Annotated in this window: 28 protein-coding genes and 1 pseudogene; 12 read left to right on the top strand and 17 right to left on the bottom strand. The window is 61.7% G+C overall.

Annotation, left to right across the window (positions count from 1 at the left end; translation table 11 throughout):
- Nucleotides 1-50: 50 nt before the first annotated feature.
- A complete protein-coding gene (locus NTD80_RS11635; RefSeq protein ID WP_262133671.1) occupies nucleotides 51-518 on the top strand; it encodes a TIGR02444 family protein in 468 nt (155 codons plus the stop codon).
- Here NTD80_RS11635 and NTD80_RS11630 read toward each other — a convergent pair.
- Complete coding sequence (locus NTD80_RS11630; protein WP_262133669.1) at nucleotides 515-1,732, bottom strand: AlgP family protein; 1,218 nt, start codon at nucleotides 1,730-1,732, stop codon at nucleotides 515-517. The genes NTD80_RS11635 and NTD80_RS11630 overlap by 4 nt on opposite strands.
- A 193-nt stretch (nucleotides 1,733-1,925) precedes the next feature.
- Between NTD80_RS11630 and NTD80_RS11625 the strand changes: the two genes are divergently transcribed.
- Nucleotides 1,926-2,603, top strand: a complete 678-nt coding sequence (locus NTD80_RS11625) for an FKBP-type peptidyl-prolyl cis-trans isomerase (RefSeq protein WP_262133667.1) — start codon at nucleotides 1,926-1,928, stop codon at nucleotides 2,601-2,603.
- Between the two features lie 54 nt (nucleotides 2,604-2,657).
- Here NTD80_RS11625 and NTD80_RS11620 read toward each other — a convergent pair whose 3' ends face one another.
- The 8 genes and pseudogenes from NTD80_RS11620 to NTD80_RS31335 form a co-directional block, all read right to left on the bottom strand.
- Nucleotides 2,658-3,116 (bottom strand): Rsd/AlgQ family anti-sigma factor, encoded by a 459-nt coding sequence (locus tag NTD80_RS11620; protein ID WP_065902409.1) that lies wholly within the window; start codon nucleotides 3,114-3,116, stop codon nucleotides 2,658-2,660.
- A 210-nt stretch (nucleotides 3,117-3,326) separates the two neighbouring features.
- Complete coding sequence (locus tag NTD80_RS11615) at nucleotides 3,327-3,848, bottom strand: disulfide bond formation protein B (RefSeq protein WP_065902411.1); 522 nt, start codon at nucleotides 3,846-3,848, stop codon at nucleotides 3,327-3,329.
- 237 nt (nucleotides 3,849-4,085) lie between these two features.
- Nucleotides 4,086-5,327, bottom strand: a complete 1,242-nt coding sequence (locus tag NTD80_RS11610) for a heme biosynthesis protein HemY (protein ID WP_262133665.1) — start codon at nucleotides 5,325-5,327, stop codon at nucleotides 4,086-4,088.
- Nucleotides 5,328-5,332: 5 nt separating this feature from the next.
- Nucleotides 5,333-6,448, bottom strand: coding sequence for a uroporphyrinogen-III C-methyltransferase (locus NTD80_RS11605; RefSeq protein WP_262133664.1), 1,116 nt, complete (start codon nucleotides 6,446-6,448; stop codon nucleotides 5,333-5,335).
- A 38-nt stretch (nucleotides 6,449-6,486) separates the two neighbouring features.
- Complete coding sequence (locus NTD80_RS11600; protein WP_065902419.1) at nucleotides 6,487-7,236, bottom strand: uroporphyrinogen-III synthase; 750 nt, start codon at nucleotides 7,234-7,236, stop codon at nucleotides 6,487-6,489.
- Nucleotides 7,233-8,174, bottom strand: a complete 942-nt coding sequence (gene hemC / locus NTD80_RS11595; protein WP_262133662.1) for a hydroxymethylbilane synthase — start codon at nucleotides 8,172-8,174, stop codon at nucleotides 7,233-7,235. Before hemC ends, NTD80_RS11600 begins: the two co-directional genes overlap by 4 nt.
- A 138-nt stretch (nucleotides 8,175-8,312) precedes the next feature.
- The gene (locus NTD80_RS11590; RefSeq protein ID WP_065902423.1) at nucleotides 8,313-9,059 is read right to left on the bottom strand and encodes a LytR/AlgR family response regulator transcription factor; all 747 of its coding nucleotides are present in this window, start codon (nucleotides 9,057-9,059) and stop codon (nucleotides 8,313-8,315) included.
- A pseudogene (locus tag NTD80_RS31335) lies at nucleotides 9,056-9,172 on the bottom strand (sensor histidine kinase); the annotation flags it as partial. The gene NTD80_RS11590 and the pseudogene NTD80_RS31335, both read right to left, overlap by 4 nt.
- Before the next feature lie 389 nt (nucleotides 9,173-9,561).
- Here NTD80_RS31335 and argH point away from each other — a divergent pair.
- A complete protein-coding gene (gene argH / locus NTD80_RS11585) occupies nucleotides 9,562-10,956 on the top strand; it encodes an argininosuccinate lyase (protein WP_262133661.1) in 1,395 nt (464 codons plus the stop codon).
- Between the two features lie 92 nt (nucleotides 10,957-11,048).
- Here argH and NTD80_RS11580 read toward each other — a convergent pair whose 3' ends face one another.
- Nucleotides 11,049-11,708: a glutathione S-transferase family protein gene (locus NTD80_RS11580; protein WP_262133659.1), complete on the bottom strand. Its 660-nt coding sequence runs from the start codon at nucleotides 11,706-11,708 to the stop codon at nucleotides 11,049-11,051.
- 126 nt (nucleotides 11,709-11,834) lie between these two features.
- Here NTD80_RS11580 and NTD80_RS11575 point away from each other — a divergent pair, with 126 nt between their 5' ends.
- From NTD80_RS11575 to NTD80_RS11560, 3 genes are all read left to right on the top strand, one after another.
- The gene (locus NTD80_RS11575; RefSeq protein WP_106802312.1) at nucleotides 11,835-12,119 is read left to right on the top strand and encodes a hypothetical protein; all 285 of its coding nucleotides are present in this window, start codon (nucleotides 11,835-11,837) and stop codon (nucleotides 12,117-12,119) included.
- Between the two features lie 185 nt (nucleotides 12,120-12,304).
- Complete coding sequence (locus NTD80_RS11565; RefSeq protein WP_010207442.1) at nucleotides 12,305-12,559, top strand: TIGR02647 family protein; 255 nt, start codon at nucleotides 12,305-12,307, stop codon at nucleotides 12,557-12,559.
- Nucleotides 12,560-12,727: 168 nt separating this feature from the next.
- Nucleotides 12,728-15,568 carry a class I adenylate cyclase gene (locus NTD80_RS11560; RefSeq protein WP_262133656.1) on the top strand — a complete coding sequence of 947 codons (2,841 nt, stop codon included), beginning with the start codon at nucleotides 12,728-12,730 and terminating at the stop codon, nucleotides 15,566-15,568.
- Here the strand turns inward: NTD80_RS11560 and rnk are convergent.
- From rnk to cyaY, 3 genes are all read right to left on the bottom strand, one after another.
- A complete protein-coding gene (gene rnk, locus NTD80_RS11555; protein WP_262133655.1) occupies nucleotides 15,565-15,978 on the bottom strand; it encodes a nucleoside diphosphate kinase regulator in 414 nt (137 codons plus the stop codon). The two genes, NTD80_RS11560 and rnk, sit on opposite strands and share 4 nt — an antisense overlap.
- A 132-nt stretch (nucleotides 15,979-16,110) precedes the next feature.
- Nucleotides 16,111-16,329, bottom strand: coding sequence for a DUF1289 domain-containing protein (locus NTD80_RS11550; protein ID WP_120450485.1), 219 nt, complete (start codon nucleotides 16,327-16,329; stop codon nucleotides 16,111-16,113).
- 2 nt (nucleotides 16,330-16,331) lie between these two features.
- A complete protein-coding gene (gene cyaY, locus NTD80_RS11545; RefSeq protein WP_065902433.1) occupies nucleotides 16,332-16,664 on the bottom strand; it encodes an iron donor protein CyaY in 333 nt (110 codons plus the stop codon).
- A gap of 238 nt (nucleotides 16,665-16,902) precedes the next feature.
- On the opposite strand from cyaY, the gene lptM reads away from it, so the two are divergent.
- From lptM to NTD80_RS11515, 6 genes are read left to right on the top strand one after another with little or no spacing between them, the layout of a single operon-like run.
- Nucleotides 16,903-17,070, top strand: coding sequence for an LPS translocon maturation chaperone LptM (gene lptM, locus NTD80_RS11540; RefSeq protein ID WP_017845169.1), 168 nt, complete (start codon nucleotides 16,903-16,905; stop codon nucleotides 17,068-17,070).
- A gap of 9 nt (nucleotides 17,071-17,079) precedes the next feature.
- Nucleotides 17,080-18,327, top strand: coding sequence for a diaminopimelate decarboxylase (gene lysA, locus NTD80_RS11535; protein WP_262133654.1), 1,248 nt, complete (start codon nucleotides 17,080-17,082; stop codon nucleotides 18,325-18,327).
- Nucleotides 18,328-18,330: 3 nt separating this feature from the next.
- The gene (dapF, locus tag NTD80_RS11530) at nucleotides 18,331-19,161 is read left to right on the top strand and encodes a diaminopimelate epimerase (protein WP_065902435.1); all 831 of its coding nucleotides are present in this window, start codon (nucleotides 18,331-18,333) and stop codon (nucleotides 19,159-19,161) included.
- A gap of 13 nt (nucleotides 19,162-19,174) precedes the next feature.
- Entirely contained in the window at nucleotides 19,175-19,891 is a 717-nt protein-coding gene (locus tag NTD80_RS11525) for a DUF484 family protein (RefSeq protein ID WP_120450487.1), read from the top strand.
- A gap of 2 nt (nucleotides 19,892-19,893) precedes the next feature.
- Nucleotides 19,894-20,793: a tyrosine recombinase XerC gene (xerC, locus tag NTD80_RS11520; RefSeq protein ID WP_065902437.1), complete on the top strand. Its 900-nt coding sequence runs from the start codon at nucleotides 19,894-19,896 to the stop codon at nucleotides 20,791-20,793.
- Nucleotides 20,790-21,491, top strand: a complete 702-nt coding sequence (locus NTD80_RS11515) for an HAD family hydrolase (protein ID WP_262133653.1) — start codon at nucleotides 20,790-20,792, stop codon at nucleotides 21,489-21,491. Before xerC ends, NTD80_RS11515 begins: the two co-directional genes overlap by 4 nt.
- A 101-nt stretch (nucleotides 21,492-21,592) precedes the next feature.
- Here NTD80_RS11515 and sutA read toward each other — a convergent pair whose 3' ends face one another.
- From sutA to glnK, 4 genes are all read right to left on the bottom strand, one after another.
- The gene (gene sutA / locus NTD80_RS11510; RefSeq protein WP_015886504.1) at nucleotides 21,593-21,919 is read right to left on the bottom strand and encodes a transcriptional regulator SutA; all 327 of its coding nucleotides are present in this window, start codon (nucleotides 21,917-21,919) and stop codon (nucleotides 21,593-21,595) included.
- A 102-nt stretch (nucleotides 21,920-22,021) separates the two neighbouring features.
- Nucleotides 22,022-22,447, bottom strand: a complete 426-nt coding sequence (locus tag NTD80_RS11505) for a secondary thiamine-phosphate synthase enzyme YjbQ (RefSeq protein WP_106802306.1) — start codon at nucleotides 22,445-22,447, stop codon at nucleotides 22,022-22,024.
- Between the two features lie 211 nt (nucleotides 22,448-22,658).
- Nucleotides 22,659-23,999 (bottom strand): ammonium transporter, encoded by a 1,341-nt coding sequence (locus tag NTD80_RS11500; RefSeq protein WP_065902443.1) that lies wholly within the window; start codon nucleotides 23,997-23,999, stop codon nucleotides 22,659-22,661.
- A 34-nt stretch (nucleotides 24,000-24,033) separates the two neighbouring features.
- Nucleotides 24,034-24,372, bottom strand: a complete 339-nt coding sequence (glnK, locus tag NTD80_RS11495) for a P-II family nitrogen regulator (protein WP_002555808.1) — start codon at nucleotides 24,370-24,372, stop codon at nucleotides 24,034-24,036.
- Nucleotides 24,373-24,727 lie beyond the last annotated feature (355 nt).

Raw genomic sequence — 24,727 nt, 5'->3', positions numbered from 1 at the left:
AATGGCGGCGGAGTCTACCAGCTTCGTTGGCCGCTGGCTTGGGTGTGAATATGTGCGCTGACCTATGGAGCTTTGCCCTCTCGACTTACGCCCGCCCAGGGTGCGAAGCCGCTTGCCTGCGCATGCAGGCGCAAGGTGCAGATGTGTGCCTGTTGCTCTGCGGCGCGTGGCTGGAACGGCGCGCTGTAGCGCCGACACCCGAACGCATCCTGGCACTGAAACAGATTGCCGGGCCCTGGCAGGCACAGGTGGTCGGACCGTTACGGCACGTGCGCACACAATGGCGGGCCATGGCGCAGCAGGATGAGGCAGTGGCGGCGTTACGCGAACGGGTCAAGGCCCTGGAACTGGATGCCGAACGCACGCTGCTCAAGCGCCTGGAAGCGCTGGCGCAAGCATGGCCGGGTGATGACGTGGCGGGGCAACCGCGATGGCTTGAAGGACTGGCGGCTGAGGATGCCGCCAACCTTGACCACAACGCGCTGCAGCAGCTGCGCGTCGCGGTCACCGGCGCTTAGGAAGCGCTGGTTGGGGTGGTGCTTGGCGCTACCGGCGCAGGAGTGCTGCTGGTCGGTGCGGTTGGAGCGCTGGACGCTGCGGTAGTCGCAGGTGCTGCCGGGGTCGCTGGCTTTGCCGGAGCTGGCTTGGCTGCAGCGGGTTTTGCAGCTGGCTTAGCGGCTGGCTTTGCAGCAGCAGGTTTAGCGGCTGGCTTGGCGGCTGGTTTCGCAGCAGCAGGTTTAGCAGCTGGCTTGGCGGCTGGTTTTGCAGCAGCAGGTTTAGCAGCTGGCTTGGCGGCTGGTTTTGCAGCAGCAGGTTTAGCAGCTGGCTTGGCGGCTGGTTTTGCAGCAGCGGTTTTAGCAGCTGGCTTGGCGGCTGGTTTTGCAGCAGCAGTTTTAGCAGCTGGCTTGGCGGCTGGTTTTGCAGCAGCGGTTTTAGCAGCTGGCTTGGCGGCTGGTTTTGCAGCAGCAGTTTTAGCAGCTGGTTTGGCGGCTGGTTTTGCAGCAGCAGTTTTGGCAGCTGGCTTGGCGGCTGGTTTTGCAGCAGCGGTTTTAGCAGCTGGCTTGGCGGCTGGTTTCGCAGCAGCGGTTTTAGCAGCTGGCTTGGCGGCTGGTTTCGCAGCAGCGGTTTTAGCAGCTGGCTTGGCGGCTGGTTTCGCAGCAGCAGTTTTAGCAGCTGGCTTGGCGGCTGGTTTCGCAGCAGCGGTTTTAGCAGCTGGCTTGGCGGCTGGTTTTGCAGCAGCGGTTTTGGCAGCTGGCTTGGCAGGTGCTTTCGCAGCAACAGCCTTGCTTGCCGGCTTTTTCGCCGAGCTGGCGGCAACGGCTTTTGCAGGGGTACGAGCGCCCAGCACTTTAGCCACGGCTTCCTTCACACGACCAACGCCCTGGGCCAGTTTCAGGCTTTCCTGAGCATCTTTTTTGAGTTGGGAAATGTAAGTGCGGGTTTCAGCTTGGCGATCCTTGAGGGCGTCCAGCAAGTCCTCAAGTTCTTTGACAGCGTCTTTGGCTTTGGCTTGTGCCTTGGCCTTGCCGGCAGTCGCGGCGTCTTGCAGTTTGGTGCGGGATTTGTGCAGCTTTTCTTGCGCTTTACCGCGTTGTTTTTCCAGCTTGGCGAGCAGCTTTTCTGCATCGGCCAACGCTTGGGAACAGGCGCTTTCCAGGTGTTCGAGCAAGCTGCCCGAAAGTTGTTGGAGTAAATGCAACGGGGTATTAACAGGCTTCTGTTTGGCCGACATGGTTTACCTCCTGGCTGACGTGGGTGCGGCTCATACTAGCCCTCTGCTCTTACCGCCGCTAGGGCATGTTGACAGTATCGTTTGCCTTGCGTTGCAACGTACGAAAATTCTTATCGATATAACGAAAATGCGCGGCACTTTTTACGCTCCCACACTGGCATAATCCGTCGCACTTTCGGCGGGAGAAATGCTCATGTCGCGTTACCTTTTTCTTGTGCTTGGCCTGGCAATCTCGATGGCCAATGCGGGCGAGCAATCACCGGCGAAAACCACCGAGCAGGATCAACACGACCTCGCCTACAGCCTGGGTGCCAGCCTCGGCGAACGCCTGCGCCAGGAGGTTCCGGACTTGCAGATCCAGGCCTTGATCGACGGCCTCAAGCAGGCCTATCAAGGCAAACCGCTGGCGCTGGATAACGCGCGTATCGAGCAGCTTCTGGCCCAGCACGAAGCGCAAACCGAAGCCGACGCGCAGGCACCCCAGAGTGAAAAAGCACTGGCCGCCGAACAGCAATTTCTAGCCAAGGAAAAATCCGCAAAAGGTGTGCGCGAACTGGCGGATGGCATCCTGCTCACCGAACTCACTGCCGGCACGGGCAACAAGCCGTTGGCCAGTGATCAGGTTCAAGTGAAATACGTGGGACGCCTTCCCGATGGCACGGTGTTCGATCAGAGCACGCAGCCCCAATGGTTTCGCCTCGACAGCGTGATCAGCGGCTGGAGCAGCGCGCTGCAACAGATGCCAGTGGGCGCGAAATGGCGCCTGGTGATTCCGTCAGCCCAGGCTTATGGCGCCGACGGCGCCGGCGAGTTGATCCCGCCGTATACGCCGCTGGTGTTCGAGATCGAATTGCTCGGCACTCGTCACTGACCCAATAAAAAACGGTGCGCAATGCGCACCGTTTTTTTATCCCGCCAGCAAAGGTCAGGCCTGGGTGGCCGCCTCTTCCTTGTGGGCGTTGTGCAGCACTTCGATCAGGCAATCTTCCAATTCGAAACGCTCATGGAGCAGGCCACCCAGCTCCTTGAATTTTTCGGCGACACAATTACCGGCATCACACAGGTCGGTGAACGCGAGCAATTTTTCGGTGATCACGTCGATACGCGGGTAAAGGGTCTCGGCCAATTCCAGACCACGCTGATCATCAAAAGCTTCCGCTTCTTTGGTCAGTTGCTCGTAGACACCGAAATGTCCAGCCGATACGTAGTCCACCAACACAGCGCAGAAATCCTGCAACGGTTCGCGGTTCTCAGCCAGTGCCTCGGGCTTGGCGCCGAGAGCATCAAAGGCCCGAACCAGTTCGTGACGTGCCTTCAACCAGCTGTCGATCAGCTTGTGCACCCCACCCCAGCGTTCCTGAGCATTCTGACAACTTTCCAGCATGATGATCTCTCTTCCCTATAGGGGCGCTGCTGCCTGGTGCCCGCGCAACACTTCAAGGATTAAAGCGGCAGCCGGACAAGGCCACATCTGACAAACGGTTTCATTAACGCGTGCGGGCCAGATTATGCCCGCATGACTGTGGCTTCAAGGTACGCAGGAGAGAAAGTTCATACAAGTGTTTAATCCCCTTCTGCAAAGTGTGACGGCCTTTCAGTGCCGAGCAGGACGCAAACGCTGGCTCGAAATCAGCCGCGAAAACTGCGTAGCGCCCAGGATCAGCATGCCCAGGAAGAACAGCAGGCTCCACTCGGGGAGGCTCAGGTCGAACAACGTCCAGTTGATATCAACGCAATCGACCGTGCCTTTGACGGCCGATTGCAATGCCTGCCACAGCGACAGGTTTTCGATCATGTATTGCAGGCTCGGCCAGCAGTCGCCAGCCTGGTCGGGTGCGGCATTTTGCAACAGTACCTGGCGCACGGCGGTGATGGCGCCGAGTAACGCGCAGCCCATGCTCGCCAGACCGTACAGGTAGATGGCAGAGCGCTTGGGGCTGTAGAGCGCGGCGGCCAGGTTGATCAGCGTAAAGGCCGCCAGGAAGACCCGTTGCAACTGGCACAGGAAACAAGGCCGCAACGACGCGCCAAATTCCAGGTAGAAGGACGCACCCAACGTCAGCCCACCTGCCAGGAATGCAAGGAAAAACAAGGAACGTGAAGGGGCCAAAGACATGCTTTATCCGCACCGCGAAATATAGGTCAATACGGTAGAGGAAAGGCCCGACCCCTTTCAATACATGCAAGAGCAGACGATTCCGCAAGAGGATAAGGACAACCCGTCAGAGGATGGAAGACTTCAAGCTATTGAACGTAGGAGCATGCCTATAAAGGCTCTAGCCAACGCGTTTACGAGACATTGAAGGGTTGGCCGTCAGACCTGTCTGAGCCAACCCTTGGATAACATCCTACTTCAAATCCGCGCAGGAACCGGCAGCGGTGATGCCAGCAAGCGGCTATCCAACAGGCCCAGCCCCTCCTGGAACAGCTGGTTGCTGCGCTCAGTGTCGCCCAGTTGGGCCAGCAGCCGCGCCAGTTCGGCACAGGCTTCCGGATTGCGCTGTACCTGCAGGCTGCTCTCCAGGTAATCACGCGCCTTGCCCCACAGACTGTTTTGCAGGCACAAGCGGCCCAGCGTCAACAGCAGGCTGGCATCGCCGGGATGGTCCTTGAGCCAACCTTCGGCAAACTTCAACTGGCGGGCGGGATCACTGCCACGCAACAGGCCGTAGAGGCGGATCAGGTGACTGTCGTAGCCGCGCTTGATCGCGCCACGCAGCGCTTCTTCGGCCTCCGCGTCGGCACCCAACTGACGCAACTGCTCGGCATAGGCCAGGACCAATTGCGGCTCCTGCCGCTGCGCAGAGGTGAGTTGTTGCCAGGCCCGCTCAAGTGACTGCAAGCCCGCTTCACCCTGGTCTTCGCGCTGTGCAGCCAGGCTCAGGTTTTCACCCCAGGCGCGGCGCTCGAGTTCGGCCAACTCGCTGGCAGGCAGCACCTTGTCCTTGCGCAGTTCCGGCAGCAGGCGGATCACTGATGACCAGTCACCCCGCTGCTGATGCAGGCGCTGCAATTGACGCAACACCTGCGCATTGTGCGGGTGACGTTCGTGCATCGCCTGCAAGGTGGTCAACGCGCCCTCCGTATCGCCTCGGTCCAGCTGCAACTGCGCGTGGCTCAAGGCAACCGCCAGCTCGGCCTGGGGCTGACGCTCCAGGGCACGTTCCAGCAAGCCGTCAGCCTCTTCGTAGCGGCCTTGCTCATTGGCGGCACGAGCGGCGCCGAGGTAATACAGCAATGGCTGGCGCTCGGCTTCGGCGGCACGGTGCAAATGGCGCTCGGCGCTGGCCCAGCGGCCCTCGGCGAGGTCCATCTGACCTTGTTCGATGGCAATCTGCACGCGGCGGCTGCGGTTACGCCGCGACCACGGGTTGACCACCCCACCGGAGGTGGTCACCAGGCTCAACAACACGCGGATCAGATAGATCGCCAGGCCGATGGCAAACACGGCCACCAAGGTGGCCCACAGGCTCGACTCGTAATGCAGCACATGCGGGTAGGTAATCAGCACGTAGCCGGTGTGCTTGGAAATGCCCACGGCCAGTGCCAGGGCGATCGCAATCGCCAGCACCAGGATCACATAGAAACGCTTCATCGGCTCTACTCCTGGGTTGCCGGCGTGCCCGCGGCCGCCTTGGCTTCGTCGGCAGACAGATGACGACGGTCAAGGTACGCCTGCACGGCAGCCAGGCTCGCGGCCAGGTCCGGGGTCACCACCGAGACGGCCTTGGGCTCAAGCTCGGCGATACGTGCCAGCATCGCCTTGCTTTGCGGGTTGTCCTGGTTGAAGTTGTCCTGCAGCACGCTGCGCGCCTCGCCCAGCGAGCGGCTGTAGACCGCCGACTCGCCATTGAGCGCGGCCCACTGTGCTTGCTCCAGGGCCAGGCTCAGGGCCAGGCGTACCTGGTTCAGGCCTTGGCCGGCCAGCAACGGACGGATGTTGTCGTCCGGGTTGAAGTCGATGCGGAAGTACCGCGAGATCTGCTCCCACCACTGGCTCCAACGACTTTCGGTATCGGTGGTCGGGCGCCCTTGGGAAGCGGGATCGGTCAGTTGATATTCAGGGGCGATGGCCGCCAGTTGCACGACCTGGTCACGCAAGGCCGCCAATTGCAGGTACAGCCCGGTGCGGTCTGGCTGCTCAGTACTGCGCAGCGCGGCCAGGCTCTTGGCCAATTGCTCGCGAGCGGCATACGAGCCCGGATCGCTTTGCTCGCGAAGGATCTCGTCGGCGCCCTGCACCAGCGACTGGGCACTGTTGATGTCTTGCAGGGCCGACAGGCGCAAGCTCGCCAGGCGGATCAAATGCTCGGCCTCAGCCAAACGCCAATCCTGGCGGCTGGCACCCAGCACGGTTTCCAGCCGCTGACTCAAGCGTTGCTGGTCACCCTGCAGTTGCGCGACCAGACGGCGACGCTCCTCCAGCTCATCGGCACCCGGCAACTGGGCCAGGCGCGCCGCCAGCTGCTGCTGGCTTTGCTTGAGGGTCTGGGACTGGTCGTCGAGGGTCTGCACCTGCCCCAGCTGTTGCTGGCTGCTGGCTTGCAAGGCGCGGACCTGCACGATCCCCCAACCGCCTGCGGCAACGCCGGCAGCACCCAGCAGCAGGGCGACGATTGCCAGGCCATTGCCACGGCGCGGCGCGGTGACCGGTGACTCAACCGGCGCATCGAGTGCGGGCTGGGTTTCATCTTTAGGCAAGGCTGTTTCGCTCACGTATCCGTCCTTTGCGTATCAGAGAGTGGGGGCGGCCGTCACAAGACACAGCTGCCCAACGCCACTAACAAAGCCGCGGCACTCGCGCCGCGACAATCCACCACTTTTTCTGCGCCTGCGGCCCGCGCCATCTCCTGGACTCGCGGACTGGGCACGAACAACGGAAGCCGGGCCACCTGAGACCAATCGGCGCCAGCCAGGGCCTGCAAGTGCAAGAAACCCTGCCCACTGCTGACCACCAGGCCGTTCAGGCGTTCCAACTGGATGCGTTGCATCAGTACTCCCGCCTGATAGTCCGGCAAGAAACGACGATACAACTCCAGATAGTCGACACTAGCACCTTGCTCACGCAAACGCTCAGCCAGCAACTCCCGCCCCCCCTCGCCGCGCAGGATCAACACCCGCGCATCCGGGCGCGCGATAGCCTCGCGCAACGCAGGCAATTGAAGCAAGGCCTCGCTGTCATCGCCAGACTGGGGGTAGTCAACGTTTAGGCCGTGCTCGGCCAACACCTGCGCGGTGGCGCCGCCGACGCTGAACCATGGCAGCTGCGGCCAGGCTTGGGTCAGCTGTTGCACGGCAAGTCGCGCGGCCGGCTTGCTTACCACGATCACTGCGCAGTAACGGTCGAGGTGGCGGAACACGGCCTGCTGCTCGGGGGTAACAGCAAAGGGCTCGATGTCCAGCAAGGGTAAGCTGCTGCTGAAGATTCCGGCGTCTGATAATGCCGAAGCCAGGGCTGCTGATTCCTCGGCGGGCCGCGTCAGCAGCAGTCGCCATCCGGTCACTGCGGGCCGGCCTCGCCATAGACTTTTTGCAGGATGGCGCCAGCGCCCTTGTCCAGCAGCTCTTCCGCCACCTGGATCCCCAGGGCCGTGGCATCACGCTGCGGACCACGCACCTCGGCAGTCAGCAGGGTGCCGCCATCCGGATCGCCTACCAGGCCACGCAGCCACAGATTGTCGCCTTCGAGCACGGCGTAGCAGGCAATCGGCACCTGGCAGCCGCCGTTGAGGTGCTTGTTCAGGGCGCGTTCGGCCGTGACGCGCACTTCGGTGTCGTGGTGGTCCAGGGGTTTGAGCAAGGCGTGAATTTCAGCGTCGGCGGTGCGGCATTCGATGCCCACTGCGCCTTGCCCACCGGCCGGCAGGCTGTCCTCGACACTGATGGCCGAGGTGATGCGGTCTTCGAAACCCAAGCGGATCAAGCCGGCCGCGGCGAGGATGATCGCGTCATATTCGCCGGCATCCAGCTTGGCCAGGCGGGTGTTGACGTTGCCGCGCAGGAAACGAATCTGCAGGTCCGGGCGGCGAGTGAGCAACTGTGCCTGGCGACGCAGGCTGGACGTGCCGACGATGCTGCCCAGCGGCAGCTCATCCAACGACGCGTAGGTGTTGGAAACAAAGGCGTCGCGCGGGTCTTCACGCTCGCAGATGCAAAACAGGCCCAGGCCTTCAGGGAAATCCATGGGCACGTCTTTCATCGAATGCACGGCGATGTCGGCTTCGTTTTCCAGCAGCGCGGTTTCCAGTTCCTTGACGAACAGGCCCTTGCCGCCGATCTTCGACAGCGGCGAGTCGAGCAGCTTGTCGCCGCGACTGACCATGGGCACCAGGGTCACCTTGAGGCCGGCATGGGCCTGCTCAAGGCGTGCTTTGACGTATTCGGCCTGCCACAAGGCCAAGGCGCTTTTACGGGTGGCGATGCGGATTTCGCGAGAGGACATGGATCAATCCGTACTGAATAGATACGGCAGATAATAACAGCTCAGGCAAATACGCTTTGATTTGAATCAGCAAGTGCGGGGCCTCCCTGGCCGCGTCGCACCGGGATAAGAGGTACAGGCATCGCCGCAGGCCCCGGGCTAAAGCTGTTGCATCATCTTGCGCACACCGGCGACATGGCGTCGGCTGACGATCAATGCATCGCCATTCAGCCCTTTGAGGAACAACTGGAAATGCCCCAGGGGTGTGCGCTGCAAGCGTTCGATTCGCTCGCGGGCCACCAGCGCGTTGCGGTGGATCCGCACGAAGCGGTCGCCGAATTCATCCTCGAGCGCCTTCAGCGGTTCATCGAGCAGCACTTCGCCGCCCTGGTGGCGCAGGGTCACGTACTTGTGATCGGCAATGAAATAGACCACCTCGCCCAGCGGAATCAGCTCGATACCTTTGCGTGTACGGGCGCTGATGTGGCTGCGTGGCCCGTTACCACTTTGGGCGGCGGGCTGGGTCAGTGCGGCGAGCTGGACACGATTGGGCCGCTCGGCCTTTTTCAGCGCCTTGAGCAACGCCTCGCCAGCCACGGGTTTGGTAAGGAAGCTGACACCGCTGGCTTCGAGCGTGTCGGCGGAAAACTCCTCCTGGGCCGCGCACAGCACCACGGCAGGTGGCGATTCTCGCTCACTCAGGCGGGCGGCAACTTGCAGGCCATCAAGGCCCGGCAGGCGGATATCGAGCAGCACCACATCGGGCTTGAGGCTGTCGATCAACGCCAACGCCTCCTCCCCGTTGGTGGCGCTCGGCTCAAGGACTGTATAACCCTCGAGTTCACTGACCAAACGGCTCAGTCGCTCGCGGGCTTGGGGTTCGTCATCAACGATCAGGACATTCATATTGCGCTGGATTCCTGCGTGAGTCTCGCACAAGGATAGCGTAGACAGGTGCGGTGACTTGCGTCACAGCGATCCACGCTAAGACTAGCGCGAGCGGCAAAAAGTGCCCCGACAGCGGCACCCATATTTACCCGGACCTGTTCAATAGCGCCCAAGACCTGCTGCCTGTGGGCACTGTCGTAGGGTTTGCTGATACACAATCCGAATACCCCCCTTTTTAATGGTTAGTCTGGGCTATGACCGCATCACCCGACTTTGGTGCATTCACACACTATCAGTCCAACTGTAGACGCTCACTGAGACGACATTGCTCAATCGTCAAATATCGTTTCAATAAAGCCTTGTCCCAGTCTCTTCCCGGACGCGTTCGACGGCAAGGCACTTAGCCAGCTTTGCACAAATAAAAATGCCGACGACCCGCAGCACCGCCTCAACGGGCAACCCTGTTATTATCGCCGGCACACTTCCATGCCTCTTTATTAAGCAGATCACGAGCGAATCCATGAGCACCGACAAGACCAACCAGTCCTGGGGCGGCCGCTTCAGTGAACCCGTCGACGCCTTCGTCGCCCGCTTCACCGCCTCCGTCACCTTCGACCGGCGCCTGTACCGCCACGACATCATGGGCTCCATCGCCCACGCGACGATGCTGGCCAAGGTCGGCGTGCTGACCGACGCCGAGCGCGACAGCATCATCGACGGCCTGACCACGATTCGCGGCGAGATCGAAGCCGGTACGTTCGACTGGCGCGTCGACCTGGAAGACGTGCACATGAACATCGAGGCCCGCCTCACCGACCGCATCGGTGTGACCGGCAAGAAGCTGCACACCGGCCGCAGCCGCAACGATCAGGTGGCTACCGATATTCGCCTGTGGCTGCGTGACGAAATCGACCTGATCCTGTCCGAAATCACTCGCTTGCAAAAAGGTCTGCTGGAGCAGGCCGAGCGTGAATCGGACACCATCATGCCCGGCTTCACCCACCTGCAGACCGCACAGCCCGTGACCTTCGGCCATCACCTGCTGGCCTGGTTCGAGATGCTCAGCCGCGACTACGAGCGCCTGGTGGATTGCCGCAAGCGCGCCAACCGCATGCCGTTGGGCAGCGCCGCACTGGCCGGCACCACCTACCCGATCGACCGCGAATACACCGCGCAACTGCTGGGTTTTGACGCCGTGGGCGGTAACTCCCTGGACGGCGTGTCGGACCGTGACTTCGCTATCGAATTCTGCGCCGCCGCGAGCATCGCGATGATGCACCTGTCGCGCTTCTCCGAAGAGCTGGTGCTGTGGACCAGCGCGCAATTCCAGTTCATCGACCTGCCGGACCGCTTCTGCACCGGCAGCTCGATCATGCCGCAAAAGAAAAACCCCGACGTGCCCGAGCTGGTGCGCGGCAAAAGCGGCCGCGTGTTCGGCGCGCTGATGGGCCTGCTGACCCTGATGAAAGGCCAGCCACTGGCCTACAACAAGGACAACCAGGAAGACAAGGAACCGCTGTTCGACGCCGCCGATACACTGCGCGACTCGTTGCGCGCGTTTGCCGACATGATCCCGGCGATCAAGCCCAAGCACGCGATCATGCGTGAAGCGGCGTTGCGCGGGTTCTCCACCGCGACCGACCTCGCGGACTACCTGGTGCGCCGTGGCCTGCCGTTCCGTGACTGCCACGAAATCGTCGGCCACGCCGTGAAATACGGCGTGGACACCGGCAAGGACCTGGCGGAAATGAGCCTGGAAGAGCTGCGTCAGTTCAGCGACCAGATCGAGCAGGACGTGTTCGCGGTACTGACCCTGGAAGGGTCGGTGAATGCCCGCAACCACGTGGGCGGCACTGCACCGGCGCAGGTGAAGGCTGCCGTCGCGCGCGGCCAGGCCCTGCTCGCCAGCCGCTAAGCACTCGCTTGCCGGCGATGAGGTCCTTGAGATCGCAGTTGATCTTGAGGCCGCCATCGCCGGCAATCCGGCTCCTACAAGTGTGAGCGTCGCTATTTCTTCGCCGCCACCATGGCCATGAACGCCGGCATCGCCGCTTCCCTGTCCGCCGCCACTTTCTGCGCGTTGGGCATCCCGTGCAAACGTTCCAGCAACGCTTTAGCCTTCGGCATCTCAGCCAGCAGATCCAGGCCAAACAGCTTCTCGCCCACCGCGCAGGCGAGGTTCACGCTGTACATGAAATACAGATCCGCAATCGTGAAGCTCTCCCCCGCCACAAACGGCGCGAATTTACCGTGCCGACGTAATGAGCCAACCCCGAGCAACAACTCCGCCTTGGATTTTTCCTTGATCGCCTCCGGCACCGGCATGCCGAAAAAGGCTTCGGCGAAACAGGCGCGAGCCGGCAATTCGATATACAGCTCGATTTCTCGGCACAGCGCCAGCACTTGGGCGCGCTGGAACGGCTCGGCCGGGAGCAGCGAAAGCCCTTCCTGGGTTTGCTCGATGTATTCGAGGATCACGCTGGTTTCGTTGATAAAGCCCTGCTTCACGCCCAGCACCGGGACCTTGCCGCGCGGGCTGACCGCCAGGGCTTCGGGGGTTTGCCCGGCGTAAAAAGGCACCTCTTCGAAAGGCAGCCCTTTCTCCAGCAACGCCAGCTTGACCATGTTGTAGTAGTTGCTGACCGAGAATCCGTAGAGCTTGAGCATTGCGATTGCCTCCAGGCCGGGAATGGGGTTGGCTGCAAGCGTTATAGCTCCCCGGGCCTGGCCTTGCCAGCAGCATCAACCGCTTGAATGGGGGTAGACTGGCGCCCTTTCCTACAGGAGCCTGCCATGAGCGAGCCGACCGATATCGACAGCGACGAAGAAGAGTTCACCGAAAGTACGCTGACCCAAGCCATCGAAAACCAGATCGAAAGCGACAACCCGCCTGCCGCCAAAGCCACCTTCAACAAGCTGACGCTGGTGGGCTATGAGCGCGACGACATTCTGAATCTCATGGCCCATGTGCTGGCCGTGGAAATCGACAAGATGCTCGAAGAAGACCGCGCATTCGATACCGAATGGTACGAAACAGCGCTGCGGGCACTGCCAGAGCTGCCTCCGGAAAACAACTAAGTCACCAGACCTGGCAGGAGCCAGCCTGCGCGCGAAAATCGTCAACGCCAACGCGAGCAGCCTGAATACACGCGGCGCTCTCAGGTTTTTCGCGAGCGCGCTTGCTCCTACTGGACAGCCCGGCAAAGTGCGTTCACCTTATGCCCTGCTAGCCTCTAATAAATTTTAGAAAGTCTGGAGTCCTTATGTCGTATACCCCTGAGTTGGTTGCCGAACTGGAAATCCTTGTACTCTTCCCCTTGGACAGCACCAAGGAAGGTCTGAAAGTCCACCAGACCGCCGCTCCCACTGCCATCGCCGCTGCCAAACGCCTTCATGCGAAAGGACTTATCGACCAGCCAGACGGGGGCTACCTGACCAGCCTTGGCCGGGACGCTGCAGAGCAGGCTCAAACGCTGCTGACCATCCTCACCACTGCCACCACCAAAGAAGCTGCCTGATCCCTGAGACCGCCCATGGAGTCCGCGCTCTGCGGATTCCGGGGGCGTTGCCGTGGACGCCACAAAATTCTGGCGCCAAAAACAATTTCCCTCTAAACCTCCTACGCTACTGGCTGTAAACTCCGACACGGCCGCCCACGTTGGGCCCTGCGAGCCAACGAATTCGACATGACCCGCACCCACGAAATCCGCCCCGACCTGGACGAAGGCATTGACCGCAAGGTACTGGCCCAACTGCGCGCGCGTTTCATGGCCCTCAATGAAGGCCGCATGGCCCGGGCCGTCGAGGGGCTGACGCCACGCCAGCAAAGCGTGTTGACCCTGTTGCCGCTGTTCTTTCACGTCAATCACCCGCTGCTGCCAGGCTATGTCTCGGGCAGCACGCCTGCGGGGCTCTCAAATTTCGAACCCGACCCCCAAGCCCTGACCGAAGCCCAGCGTCTGACCCGCTCGTTCTCCTACAAGCCACGCCATGGCAACCCGCCACGGCCGATTCATGGATTGTTCCTGATGGGCAGCCTTGGCACCCTGGCCCAGGCTGATCAGAGCGATATGGACGTGTGGGTGTGCCATGCGCCGGACCTCGGCGAAACCGAGCTGGCCGAACTGCGCAAAAAATGCCAGCTGCTGGAAGCCTGGGCCCTGAGCATGGGCGCCGAAGCGCACTTCTTCCTGATCGAGCCGACGCGCTTTGTGCTCGGCGAGCGCGACACGCAACTGAGCTCCGACGACTGCGGCACCACCCAGCATTACCTGTTGCTGGACGAGTTCTACCGCACCGCCATCTGGCTGGCCGGGCGCACGCCGATCTGGTGGCTCGTGCCGGTATACGAAGAGACCCGCTATGCCGAGTTCACCCATACGCTGATTTCCAAGCGCTTTATCCGCGCCGATGAAACCCTCGACCTCGGCCACCTGGCGCACATTCCTCCGGGCGAATTCATCGGCGCCGGGCTGTGGCAGCTGTTCAAGGGCATCGAGTCACCCTACAAGTCGGTGCTCAAGCTGCTGCTGACCGAGGTCTACGCCAGCGAGCACCCGAACGTGCAGTGCCTGAGCCTGCGCTTCAAGCGCGCGGTGTTCGCCAACCAGATGGACCTGGATGAGCTCGACCCGTACATCGTGGTCTACCGTCGCATCGAGGAATACCTCAAGGCCCGTCACGAGCCGGAACGCCTGGAACTGGTACGGCGGGCGCTATATCTGAAAGTCAACCGCAAGCTGACCGTCGGCCAGCGCGCGACCAGCTGGCAGCGACTGTTGCTGGAGCGCCTGGCACATGAGTGGGGCTGGGACCAACGCCAGCTGGCGCTGCTGGACAGCCGCAGCCAGTGGAAAGTACGCCAGGTGGCGTCCGAGCGCCGCGCCCTGGTCAACGAGCTGAACTACAGCTATCGCTTCCTGACTCAGTTTGCCCGCACCGAACAGACCGTCAGCCTGATCAACAAGCGCGACCTCAATGTGCTGGGCCGGCGCCTGTATGCCGCCTTCGAACGCAAGGCCGGCAAGGTCGAATTCATCAACCCCGGCATCGCCCCGGACCTGGCCGAAGACACCCTCACCCTGGTGCAGTCGCCCAATCGCAAGGAGCCGGGCCAGCACCATTGGGGCTTGTACAACGGCAACCTCACGGCCCTGGAATGGGAACACTTCGCGCCGATCAAGCGCAGCCGTGACCTGCTGGAAATGCTCACCTGGTGCCACCGCAACGGCGTGATCGACAGCAGCACCCGCCTGGCGCTGCATCCAGGCGTCAGCGACATGACCGAGTTCGAGCTGTTCAACCTGCTCGGCAGCCTGCAACAGACCATCGCCCTGCCGCTGGCCAGCGTCGATGAGGCACGCCTGCTGCGCTCGGCGGTGCCCGAGGAGGTGTTGTTGCTGATCAACGTCGGCGTCGACCCGCTCAAGCATCACCGCGACCTGAATATCCTGATGACCACCGAGCGTACCGACTCGCTGAGTTATGCCGGGGTGCGCGACAACCTGGTGCTGACCCTGGACCAGGTCACGCTCAATAGCTGGAACGAGGTGATGGTCAGTCGTTACGACGGCCCCCATGCGCTGCTCGACTGCCTGCGCGACTACCTCAACCAACTGCCGGCCGACCATCTGCCGCGGTTGCGGGTGCGCTGCTTCTGTCACAACCGTGCGCAGTTCATTGCCCAGCGTGTCGAAGAAATCTTCGACACCGCGCAGAACCTGCTGCTCGGCCAGGGCAATCACCGCTACCTGCTCCAGGTACAACAGCACTATCACGTGATGGAATTGACGCCGGGCCAGGCCACCCATGTGTCGCTGGCGACCCAGGACGCGCTGATTGCCTACCTCAGCGAAGAACTGGCCAGCTACAGCCCGCTGCACCTGGACGCCATGGCCCTGGAAGACCACGACCTGGCCTTGTTGCTGCCGATGGGCATGGCCGATTGCGTGCAGGTGTTCTACCGGGTCAACGAGGGTTTCGCCGAGCTGTATGTGCTGGATGAGTTCAACGCGCTCTGGCAGCAACGCTTGCCGTTCCATGATGAGCAGAGCTTGTTGGCGCCGTTGCAGCGCTTCCTGCAATCGATCATTTATCGCCGGGATGCGCTGTCACCGCTGGACCCGCAACAACCGCTGGGCGAGGTGCAAGTCTTTTATTACCAGCTGTTGCCGTCGGGCAGCAGTCGCGCCCGCGGCATCGAGCCGCGGCCGGCGCCGCAAAACCCGACAAACAAACCGTTTTATGACGTGCAGGCGATTATTGGCAAGGCGGCGCCCGGCCAAGTGGGCATTACCCTGTACTGCAATCAGCGGGAGTTTTGCGAACTGGAGTTTGGCGACCAGCTGTTTGCAGTGGTCGCACAGGAAATTGTCGGGCAACGTCGGGAAGCCGAACGATACCGCTGCTACATCACCGACCTGGACCTGTCGGGCCTGCTCGGTGATGTACAGAGCCCGAGCAATTTGTACCTGCGCTACAAAGCCGAGCTGGAGCTGTCGCTCAATGCGGCGCTGAGCCAGATTTAGAGAGGAAAGGCGCCGCCATCCTCGGGCTGGCCTTCAACGCTGAGCAATTCCAGCTTGAGCGTCTTGCCGCCTGGCGCTGGCCAGTCGATATGCTGGCCCACCTGCAGGCCGAGCAACGCGCTGCCGACCGGCGCCAGGATCGAGATCTTGCCTTCGTCGGCATTGGCGTCCTTGGGGTAGACCAGGGTCAGGTGGTAGTCCTTGCCGCTGCCTTGCTCACGGCAATGCACGCTGGAGTTCATGGTCACGACACCCGCAGGCACTTCATCGTGACCGACCACCTCTTCGGCGCGGTCGAGTTCGGCTTGCAACGCTTCGACGCCGGGAGACTCGTCGCCCAAGCGGTCGATCAGTTGCTCCAGACGCTGCACGTCAAGACGGGTAAGAATGATGGACGGTGCGGTGGTCATGATTCAGGCAGACTCCTTTTTTCTGCACAAAAAAAGCAAAACCCCGCCAGGAAAAGGCGGGGTTCTCACGGGCCTCGATGAGTTGAGGCGTACCCGGACACTACCACAGCGTCACAAATAAACAAGACGACCTCAGGCGCGCGCCCTGCGCTGCTCGGCATCCAGGCAGATGACCCGGCGCCGGGCATCGTCGGCGGAGCGCCATTCACGGATGTCTTCCACGTGGCGGAAGCAACCAAGGCAGACTTTATGCTCGTCCAGACGACACAAACTGATACAAGGTGACGGCACCGCCGGGCTGACGTTACTGAACAGCGGCTTCGGCGGGCGGACAGGTGCAGGCTGGGTCACGGTCAGATCTCGTCGAAATCCAGCTCGGCGCCGGTATATTCGTGGACCAGGCGCGCGACCATCTCGCCCAACAGCTCTTCACTCTTGTCACACTGCCATTTGCCGCTTTCTTCTTCGTAGTCGAAGTGCACGCCACCGGAGCGCGCCGCCAGCCACAACTGACGCAGCGGCTCCTGGCGGCTGAAGATCAACTGCTGGCCGCTCTCGAACTTGACGGTCAGCACGCCGGCCGAGTTTTCCAGGTCCACGTCCAGGCCGCTGTCGTCGAAAATATCTTCCAGTGCCTGCTGGGTCGAATCCACCAGGTCGTGAAAACGGGCTTCGGTCAAACTCATTGTGGCAACCTCAAAAGTGTCTGGTTTTGCTCAAGCGCCGCACGATACGGGCGAGCCCCGCCGATTGCAAAGGATACCGATTTCATCACGATCGACGGAATGAAATATCCCCATCGAGCGTAGGACGTTTCCCGACTATCTCGGCAAACCCCCGCTGGACGGGTATTCCAGCGCATAGGCAAGCTGGCGGGTGGTCGGTATACTCGGGCGCAATTAATGCATATTCAAGGATTTCGCCATGAAGCGCCTGATCTCTTCCCTTGCTGCGCTCGTCGCGGTCGCCTGCCTCGTTAGTGCCTGTGGTCAAAAAGGCCCGCTGTACCTGCCCGATGACAGCAAAGATCCGAATGAACAGGCGCAATCGTCGCAAAAACCCGCCAAAGCGCATAAGCACGACACCTACTAAGGGAAGATCATGGACGCTTTTAACTACCGGGACGGCGAGCTGTTCGCGGAAGGCGTGGCGTTGTCCGCGATTGCCGAGCGCTTTGGTACCCCGACCTACGTGTACTCGCGCGCGCATATCGAAGCGCAGTACCGCTCGTTCACCGATCCGCTGAACGGCGTGCCGCACCTGGTGTGCTACGCGGTGAAAGCCAACTCCAACCTCGGCGTACTGAATGTCCTGGCGCGCCTGGGCGCTGGTTTCGACATCGTGTCGCGTGGCGAGCTGGAACGAGTACTGGCCGCTGGCGGCCAGGCTGACAAGATCGTGTTCTCCGGCGTCGGCAAGAGCCGCGAAGACATGCGCCGCGCCCTGGAAGTGGGCGTGCACTGCTTCAACGTCGAATCCACCGATGAGCTGGAACGCCTGCAGACCGTGGCCGCCGAGATGGGCGTTCGCGCGCCGATTTCCCTGCGCGTCAACCCGGACGTCGACGCCGGCACCCACCCGTACATTTCCACCGGTCTCAAAGAGAACAAGTTCGGCATCGCCATTGCCGACGCCGAGGACGTGTACATCCGCGCCGCCCAGCTGCCGAACCTGGAAGTATTGGGTGTCGATTGCCACATCGGTTCGCAACTGACCACCCTGCCGCCGTTCCTGGATGCCCTCGACCGCCTGTTGGCGTTGATCGATCGCCTGGGCGAGTGCGGCATCTACCTGCACCACATCGATCTGGGTGGTGGTGTCGGCGTACGTTATCGCGACGAAGAACCGCCGCTGATTGCCGACTACATCCAGGCCGTGCGCGAACGCACCGAAGGCCGCGACCTGACGCTGATGTTCGAGCCGGGCCGCTACATCGTCGCCAACGCCAGCGTGCTGCTGACCCAGGTCGAGTACCTCAAGCACACCGAGCACAAGGATTTCGCCATCGTCGACGCGGCGATGAACGACCTGATCCGCCCGGCGCTGTACCAGGCCTGGATGGACGTCGCTGCCGTGAAACCTCGCGACAGCGCGCCGCGCACCTACGACATCGTCGGCCCGATCTGCGAGACCGGCGACTTCCTGGCCAAGGACCGCCAGCTCGCACTGGAGGAAGGCGACTTGCTGGCCGTGCATTCGGCCGGTGCCTACGGGTTTGTCATGAGTTCCAACTACAACACCCGCGGCCGTGCCGCCGAGGTGCTGGTGGACGGTGATCAAGCGTTCGAAGTGCGTCGCCGCGAGACGGTAGCCGAGTTGTATGCTGGCGAAAGCCTGCTGCCGGAGTAAGCCATGCTGCTGCGTTTTACCAAGATGCACGGGCTGGGCAATGATTTCATGGTCCTCGACCTGGTCAGCCAGCACGCGCACATCCTGCCCAAGCACGCTAAACAGTGGGGCGACCGGCATACCGGGATTGGCTTCGACCAATTGCTGATCGTCGAGGCACCAAGCAACCCGGAGGTGGACTTCCGTTACCGGATCTTCAACTCCGACGGTTCCGAAGTGGAACAGTGCGGCAACGGGGCGCGCTGCTTCGCCCGCTTTGTGCTGGACAAGCGCCTGACCGCCAAGCGGCAGATTCGCGTCGAGACCAAGAGCGGCGTGATCGAGCTGGATATCCGCAGCGACGGCCAGATCAGCGTCAACATGGGCGCCCCTCGCCTGGTACCGGCGGACATTCCGTTCCAGGCCACCGAGCAGGCCACCAGCTATGCGCTGGACGTGGACGGCAAGACTGTCGATATCGCCGCGGTGTCCATGGGCAACCCCCATGCCGTACTGCGGGTCAACGATATCAACAACGCGCCCGTGCATGAATTGGGGCCGAAGATCGAACACCACCCGCGCTTTCCGGCACGGGTCAACGTGGGCTTCCTGCAGGTGATCGACCGTACCCGCGCGCAATTGCGTGTGTGGGAACGCGGCGCCGGCGAAACCCAGGCCTGCGGTACCGGTGCTTGCGCCGCTGCCGTGGCCGCGATCAGCCAGGGGTGGATGGATTCGCCGCTGCTGATCGACCTGCCCGGTGGACGCCTGTCCATCGAATGGGCAGGCCCTGGCCACCCGGTGATGATGACCGGGCCGGCCTCGCGTGTATACGAAGGACAGGTCCGTCTATGAGTGAGCAAAGCTAATGACCGATAAGCCTCAAGTACCCGCACAAGCTACCCCGAGCGAAAGTCTGGAGGCCGCTGCCGTCGCGGCGTACCTTGAGGCGAATCCGCATTTCTTCGTCGAGCACGAAGAGCTGCTGCCGGCCCTGCGCATCCCTCACCAGCGCGGCGATACCGTGTCGCTGGTGGAGCGGCAGATGAAGATCCTGCGCGAGCGTAATATCGAAATGCGCCATCGTCTCTCGCAGTTGATGGACGTGGCCCGCGACAACGACCGCCTTTTCGACAAGACCCGCCGCCTGATTCTGACCCTGATGGACGCCACCAGCCTGGAAGAAACGGTGATCGCCGTCGAAGACAGCCTGCGCCAGGACTTCCAGGTGCCCTTTGTCAGCCTGATCCTGTTCAGCGACAACCCGATGCCGGTGGGTCGCTGGGTCAGCGGTGGCGATGCGCAAACCGCGATCGGCGGCCTGTTGTCCGAAGGCAAGACCATCAGCGGTACCTTGCGCGAGCACGAACTGGACTTCCTGTTTGGCGCCGAACAGCGCAAGCAGATCGGCTCCACCGCCGTGGTCGCGCTCAGCCATCAAGGCCTGCACGGCGTACTGGCCATCGCCAGCCGTGACCCGCAACACTACAAAAGCTCGGTAGGCACGCTGTTCCTGACCTATATCGCCGAAGTGCTGGGCCGGGTATTACCGCGCTTCACCACCGCCCTGCGCGCGGTGCGCTAGCCATGGAACGGCAACTGGACGCTTATTGCGCTCACCTGCGCAACGAGCGCCAGGTGTCGCCCCATACCCTGGAAGCTTATCGACGGGACTTGAACAAGGTCCTGGCGTACTGCGAAAAACACCAGATCAGCAGCTGGAAAGCCCTGGATATCCAGGGCCTGCGCAGCCTGATCGCGCGCCTGCACCAGCAGGGCCAGTCCTCGCGCAGCCTGTCGCGCCTACTGTCGGCGGTGCGCGGCCTCTATCACTACCTCAACCGCGAAGGCCTGTGCGACCACGATCCGGCCAACGGCCTGTCCCCGCCCAAGGGCGAGCGGCGCCTGCCCAAGACCCTCGACACCGATCGCGCCCTGCAACTGCTGGAGGGTGCGGTAGAGGATGACTTCCTCGCCCACCGCGACCAGGCGATCCTCGAGCTGTTTTATTCCTCTGGCCTGCGCCTGTCGGAGCTGACCGGCCTCAACCTGGATCAACTGGACCTGGCGGACGGCCTGGTGCAAGTGCTTGGCAAAGGCAGCAAGACCCGTGTGCTGCCGGTCGGCAGGAAGGCCCGCGAGGCGCTGCAACTCTGGTTGCCGCTACGCGCCCTGGCCAACCCGGTGGACGACGCCGTGTTTATCAGCCAGCAAGGCCGGCGCCTGGGGCCTCGGGCCATCCAGGTGCGGGTCAAGGCTGCCGGCGAGCGCGAGCTGGGCCAGAACCTGCATCCGCATATGCTGCGGCACTCCTTTGCCAGCCATCTGCTGGAATCGTCCCAGGACCTGCGCGCGGTACAAGAGCTGCTCGGCCACTCCGATATCAAGACTACGCAGATCTATACCCATCTGGACTTCCAGCACCTGGCAACGGTGTACGACAGCGCCCATCCACGGGCCAAACGCATCAAGGGCGGCGACTCATGAGTATCAAGCTGATCACCTTCGACCTGGACGACACACTCTGGGACAACGTACCCGTCATCATCAGCGCCGAGGCGTCGATGCGCGAATGGCTGGCGGTGAACGCCGCCAAGGTCGGCGACTTGCCCCTGGAGCATTTCGCCCAGTTGCGCCAACACGTGCTGGAGCGTCATCCCGAACTGAAATACCGCATCAGCATCCTGCGCCACCGGGTGCTGATGCACGCCTTTGAAGAGGCCGGTTATCCACAGCCCGAGGCCACGGAAATGGCCGATGTGTGCTTCGAGGCATTCATCCACGCACGCCACCAGCTCAGCGTATTCCCGGAAGCCGAGCCGATGCTGCAAGCCTTGCGCCAGCACTTTTTGCTGGGAGTGATCACCAATGGCAATGCTGATGTGCAACGCGTGGGCCTGGCGGACTACTTTCACTTTGCGCTGCGCGCCGAAGATGTCGGCATCGCCAAGCCGGATGCGCGATTGTTTCAGGAAGCGTTGCAGCGCGGTGGCGTGGACGCCAGCAAGGCGGTGCACGTGGGCGACCACCCAGGTGATGACATCGCCGGGGCGCAGCAGGCGGGCCTGCGTGCAGTGTGGTTCAACCCGACAGGCAAGCCATGGGAAGGTGATAAGCGCCCGGATGCCGAGATTCGCAGCTTGACCGAACTGCCGCCACTGCTGCGCAGTTGGCATACACACTGAAGCCAGCGCCCACACAGGAATGCGGTGGGCCAGCCAGTTTGCTGCAGGCATGAAAAAGCCCGCAGCGACGGCGGGCTCTTTCAGCAAGCAGGTGGCAGACCTCAGATAGGTCGGCTGCCGTACTTGTTATCTGGCTTCTTCGGTGGATCTGCCACCACGTTGGCCTCGACTTCCTGCACTTTGCCGCCTTTAGCGAGGAATTCTTCCATCGCACGGGCCAGCGCATCGCGCTCTTTGTTCTTGGCCTCGACGCTCGGCAGTTCGTCTACCGAAACAGCAGCCTTGGCCTTGCCCTTGGCAGCCGGAACAGGCGCATCATCGCCACCGTCGTCGTCAGCAACGTCTTCAGCCGCCGCTTCAAGACCTTCTTCGGTGTCGTCTTCGTCACCTACTTCCAGTTCGTCGTTTTCCAGATCATCGTCGCTCATGTTCTACCTCATGACTTGCGAAAAGCAGATTAGTTATAGCCCAGCTTCACCCTCTGTCGAGGTCGCCGGAAAAAAATCAACATCCACTGGATAACCAGTGGCTTATGCCCCATCACCGTGCAGAGTGGCGAGGACTTTACGAGCACCGCCATGATCACGGTGCTCGCCCAGATAAACACCTTGCCAGGTCCCCATCGCCAAGCGGCCGTTCTTCACCGGCAAACTCAGCTGGCAGCCCAGGAGACTGGCCTTGAAGTGCGCCGGCAGATCGTCCGGGCCTTCGTCGTTGTGCTCGAATCCTGCCCGGCCCTGCGGCACCAGCGAATTGAAGAAACGCTCGAAGTCACGACGAACCGCCGGGTCGGCATTCTCGTTGACGGTCAACGAGGCCGAGGTGTGCTGCAGCCACAGATGCAACAGGCCCACGCGACATGCCTTCAATTCAGGCAGGCCGGCAAGTAACTCGTCGGTTACCAGGTGAAAGCCCCGGGGCTTTGCCCGCAGGGTGATCAGGGTCTGTTGCCACATACAGTTCTCCGCCCATCGGCGCGCATTCTAGCGCGCTCTGGGAAAAAACAAAGTGCCGAATACGCCTACATGCCTGTAAGACATTCGCACGCTGGAAAGTGCCGCGTGCGCCCCATCACAAACTGGGCGCAAAAACCGACACAGCTTGTTATGACTGACAAACGCCAGGCAAAAAAATGCCCGGCAAGCCGGGCATCTTTTTTTCGCGTACTTACAAGTTGTAGCCGCGCTCGTTGTGTTGCGCCAGGTCGAGGCCGACCGCCTCTTCTTCTTCGGTCACACGCAGGCCCATCACCACGTCCAGCACCTTGAGGATGATGAAGGTCACGATGGCTGTGTAGATCACAGTGAAGCCGACGCCTTTGCACTGGATCCAGACTTGCGCCGCGATGTCAGTGGTGGCCGCGTTGAAGCCGCCCAGCGAAGGGGCAGCGAACACGCCGGTCAGGATTGCGCCGAGGATACCGCCGATACCGTGTACGCCGAAGGCGTCCAGGGAGTCGTCGTAGCCCAGCTTGCGTTTCAGCGTCGTGGCGCAGAAGAAGCACACCACACCGGCAGCCAGACCGATCACCAGGGCGCCCATCGGGCCCACGGTGCCAGCGGCTGGCGTGATTGCCACCAGGCCAGCGACCACACCCGAGGCAATGCCCAGTGCGCTTGGCTTACCGTGGGTGACCCACTCGGCGAACATCCAGCCCAGCGCTGCAGCAGCGGTAGCGATCTGGGTGACCAGCATCGCCATGCCGGCAGTGCCGTTGGCTGCCGCTGCGGAGCCGGCGTTGAAGCCGAACCAGCCGACCCACAGCATCGCGGCACCCACCAGGGTGTAACCGAGGTTGTGCGGCGCCATTGGAGTGGTCGGGAAGCCTTTGCGCTTGCCGAGTACCAGGCACGCCACCAGGCCAGCCACACCGGCGTTGATGTGCACCACGGTGCCGCCTGCGAAGTCCAGCACGCCCCAGTCGCCCAGCAACGAACCCGGGCCGCCCCAGACCATGTGGGCAATCGGTGCGTAGACCAGGGTGAACCAGACGCCCATGAAGATCAGCATCGCGGAGAATTTCATACGCTCGGCGAAGGCACCGACGATCAGCGCCGGGGTGATGATCGCGAAGGTCATCTGGAAGGTGACGAACACCGCCTCAGGGAACAGCGCCGCAGGGCCGGTGATGCTCGCAGGGGTCACACCCGACAGGAACAATTTGGACAAGCCGCCGACGAACGAGTTGAAGTTGACGACGCCCGCTTCCATCCCGGTGGTGTCGAACGCCATGCTGTAGCCGTACACGAACCACAGGATGGTGATCAGGCCGGTGATGGCGAAGCACTGCATCATCACGGACAGAATGTTTTTGGAACGCACCATGCCGCCGTAGAACAGCGCCAGGCCTGGAATGGTCATGAACAGCACCAGCGCAGTGGATGTGAGCATCCATGCAGTGTCGCCGGAATTGAGGACTGGAGCAGCCACTTCGTCTGCCGCCATGGCCAGGCTGGGCATTACGATGGACAACAGGGCTCCGAGCCCTGCGAATTTACGCAGAGTCATATTGTTTTCTCCTGGGGCGTTGGGGTTTGGCGGCTTAGATTGCGTCGGTATCGGTTTCGCCGGTACGGATGCGAATAGCCTGTTCCAGATTGACCACGAAGATCTTGCCGTCACCGATCTTGCCGGTGTTGGCGGCCTTGGTTATCGCCTCGATAACCCGGTCAAGATCCTTGTCGTCAATGGCGACATCAATCTTCACCTTCGGCAGGAAATCGACCACGTATTCCGCGCCGCGATACAGCTCGGTGTGACCCTTCTGCCGACCGAAGCCTTTGACCTCAGTAACGGTAATGCCCTGCACGCCGATCTCGGACAACGACTCGCGTACATCGTCCAACTTGAACGGCTTGATGATGGCAGTGACTAGCTTCATGAAAACTCTCTCCCGAATTGGTGGACTTGCCCCAGGAAAACAAACCCGTCTCAAGTCTAAGCGCAGTGCCTGGCTTTGTAACGCGTCGTCGCAAGGGCAATTGCCGTGGCGACGTCAGCGAACCACTGGTGACGAAACCTGTACCCCTGATCCGTCGGCGCACTGCATTCGTCACAGCGACTGCATCAGTGCATGGGTCATGATCGTCTAAGCAGAAACCTTGCCAGCTCCGTAAAAATCACTGAAATCAGTCCTTTGCTCACTTACGCCCACCTGCGGGGCTTTCTGGCGAACGCAATGCGCACAAAAACAGTGCGCAGCCCTACGGCCGGCTGCGCGAAAAGCGTGCGCGGCA

The organism is Pseudomonas sp. 13B_2.1_Bac1 (assembly GCF_025466155.1).
In the GTDB taxonomy this organism is placed as follows: domain Bacteria; phylum Pseudomonadota; class Gammaproteobacteria; order Pseudomonadales; family Pseudomonadaceae; genus Aquipseudomonas; species Aquipseudomonas aylmerensis.
Note: the sequence above shows the minus strand (reverse complement) of the source record. Positions and strands in the feature narration are given on the sequence as shown.